Origin of the sequence: Methanospirillum stamsii (genome assembly GCF_003173335.1) — an archaeon.
In the GTDB taxonomy this organism is placed as follows: domain Archaea; phylum Halobacteriota; class Methanomicrobia; order Methanomicrobiales; family Methanospirillaceae; genus Methanospirillum; species Methanospirillum stamsii.
This window is the reverse complement of record NZ_QGMZ01000077.1, coordinates 1-2,628: the sequence shown is the minus strand read 5'-3', so window position 1 is coordinate 2,628 and position 2,628 is coordinate 1. Positions and strand designations below refer to the sequence as shown.

2 protein-coding genes are annotated in these 2,628 nt (G+C 41.6%); both read right to left on the bottom strand.

Going from position 1 to position 2,628, the window contains the following annotated elements:
• Window positions 1-287 precede the first annotated feature (287 nt).
• Window positions 288-1,004, bottom strand: coding sequence for an IS21-like element helper ATPase IstB (gene istB / locus DLD82_RS19640; protein WP_109942512.1), 717 nt, complete (start codon window positions 1,002-1,004; stop codon window positions 288-290).
• Complete coding sequence (gene istA, locus DLD82_RS19635; RefSeq protein WP_109942511.1) at window positions 1,001-2,479, bottom strand: IS21 family transposase; 1,479 nt, start codon at window positions 2,477-2,479, stop codon at window positions 1,001-1,003. The genes istB and istA overlap by 4 nt, the downstream gene beginning before the upstream one ends.
• Between the last annotated feature and the right edge of the window lie 149 nt (window positions 2,480-2,628).

The following is a 2,628-nucleotide window of genomic DNA, read 5'->3' as shown; positions in this document are numbered from 1 at the left end:
ACAGTATTTGTTGTCTTTTTTCTACCCAATCCTCAAATGAACACATGCGATGATCATGATTGTTTTTTACCATTCAAAATTGACCAGGTAGGACCATTGCTTTTTGACCAGCCCTAAGTTGAATGTCATATTCCTAATAGAAAAAATTATCGCTAACATCAAGATAAGGAAGGGTGGCTTCGCCCCCCTCCCTTACACTCACCCCCTGAGCAGGATAGGCTCGGGGGAATGGGTAAACATTCCCCCTTCGCGGAAAATTCGATTTTCTTAAAATTATCCTGGAACGTTCAATTATTAGTTCTTCTTCTGAAACTGGATCCATTCATATTCAGAATCATGGCTCTGTGAGTTATTCTATCCAATAATGCTGCTGTAAGGGTTTTATCATGGAATATTCTGACCCAATCAGAAAACGCCAGGTTTGTCGTAATGATTGTACTTGCAATCTCATGTCTGGCAGCAAGAAGTTGAAACAGAAGTTCTGAACCTTCAATGTCAAAGGTAACATATCCCAGTTCATCCAGAATCAGTAACTCTACTTTCTTGAACTGTTTCATAGCCAGAGTGATTCTTCCTAAACGTTTTGCTTCCAGGAATTCATTGATCAAACCGGATGCAGTTTTAAATAGCACCTTAAGGTTATTCTCGCATGCATAGACTCCGGTAGCAATTGCAAGATGAGTCTTTCCCGTACCAGAATTCCCAATCATCACCACATTCTTTTTTTCAGTTACGAAATCCAAAGTCTGTAACTCAGGAATGGCATTTCTTCCATCTTGCGGAAGAGCATCTAAAACCAGATCGTCAAACCGTTTTTGAGTAGGAAATCCTGCCAGTTTGAGTGCTCTGATCTGTCTGCTCATCATTCTCACATCAAGTTCAGCTCTACATGCAGCAATCAGAAACTCCTCAATCCCAGGATTCTCACTTTGATGTTCCTGTGTAAACTGATACATACCTGAAATATGGAGTTGTTTACACAGAGATTCAAGATCTTCAGTCATGCTTCACACCTCATGATGTGATCGTAGATCGTGAGATCCGGTTCAGCGACAATAACGGGATCCACAATTTCAAGTGGTTCAATCATTGGGTTCAGATTCTGGAACAAGAACAATCTCAGGGTGTCATATCCAGGTACAATTCCGTTTTCGGCCAAGTGATCAATTGCATAGATCAAACCTTCAGCAGAGGTTGTCTGAATCAGTTTTAATATCTCAATAAATTCCAGTGGTGAATCAAGATAATAGTCTTTATACAAGTACTGGACTTTCTCATGCAATTGACCCAGAACTTTTGAGTGCCTAAGAGCTCCAGGTTTCTTTTCGAAAGTCTTCAGATAATGAGTGATGTCAAGTGAATAGTTGCTTTTTCCATACAACCGCTGATGCGAAGCAATTATGGCAATTCCATCAGTCAGGTCTATCCTATCAACAAATATCTTCAGGGTTATTGAACGTGGACGGAAGGTGTCAGGCACAGAGTAGTAATTGCCTTCAAAAACGACCAGAGAATACTTTGAAATCTTTGCACTTCTGGTGAAATAATTGGAGTACTCCAGAGTGGGTAACGGTTTCATTTTTTCCTGTTCTCGTACTAGTCCTTCTTTGGGAGGTAATTCACGGCGATAGACCTGTTTTTGATTGATCTGGTGTAAGGATTCGATGAGCCAGTCCTGGGCTTCTGTGAAGGATTCAAATGAATTTCGTTCACTAAATGCCTGGGAACGAATATATCCGACACTTTCCTCATCGGTTCCTTTCTCATGAGGTGACCTGATATTGCAGACATCGTATGAAAATCCATAGTGAACGGCGAATCGGATAAACGAGTTCTGAAAGATTTTCCGATGATAGTCAAAGACTGCAAGCAGATTGTCATAAAAGACAATTTCGGGTAAACCGCAAATCTCATTGAAAAACTGAATGTGGCAGTCAATTACTTCCTGCTGACTTTCTTTTCGATATATTCTGGCAAAACGATAGAGTGAATCAGTCAAAACCATGACTGCAAGGTAAACCCGGGTCCAGACTCCCTGAATGTTAAGAGTCACTTCACCCCAGTCAAATTCAGCACGGTAACCGGGTTCAGGACTCTGGAGAATGAAGACCTCACGACTCTTCTGATCATGTTTCCAGTCCTGTATGATCCGTTTGGTGGTTGTGTAACTGATCTGATGTCCGGATTGAACGATATGATGGTGAATCTGACGTCCATTCATTCGTTGTTTTCTGGGTCGATCTTCATTGGATTCTAGCAAGGTATGAATCTGGTCAATGATATCGTCAGTGACTATCCGGCGGGGTTGATGAATAGTCCTGGATTCAGGAAGTATTTCTGTTCGTATTCCGTCTCGAACTTCGGATAATTGCCGAAGATACTTTTTAACCGTATTTCGGGATATGTGTAATTCTCTGGCTACTTGGGAATAAGAACCGTAAAGGTGGTATAAGGTAGCCATTCGTTGTACATCTGCCATCGTTTTCACCTGCCTATCCCCTCCTTTTACATACGGAGGGAATTGATCTGTCTCCTTAAAATAGGGTGGTCAAAAACGAATGGGCGCGGCTTTATATGCCTCTGGTCAAGAAGGGATGGGCGTTAACAGTAAATGTTGGGGCATTAGGC

What these genes read in the sequence shown, in the direction of transcription:
- istA (WP_109942511.1), bottom strand. Translation starts at nt 2,479, where the DNA reads ATGGCAGATGTACAACGAATGGCTACCTTATACCACCTTTACGGTTCT.
- istB (WP_109942512.1), bottom strand. Translation starts at nt 1,004, where the DNA reads ATGACTGAAGATCTTGAATCTCTGTGTAAACAACTCCATATTTCAGGT.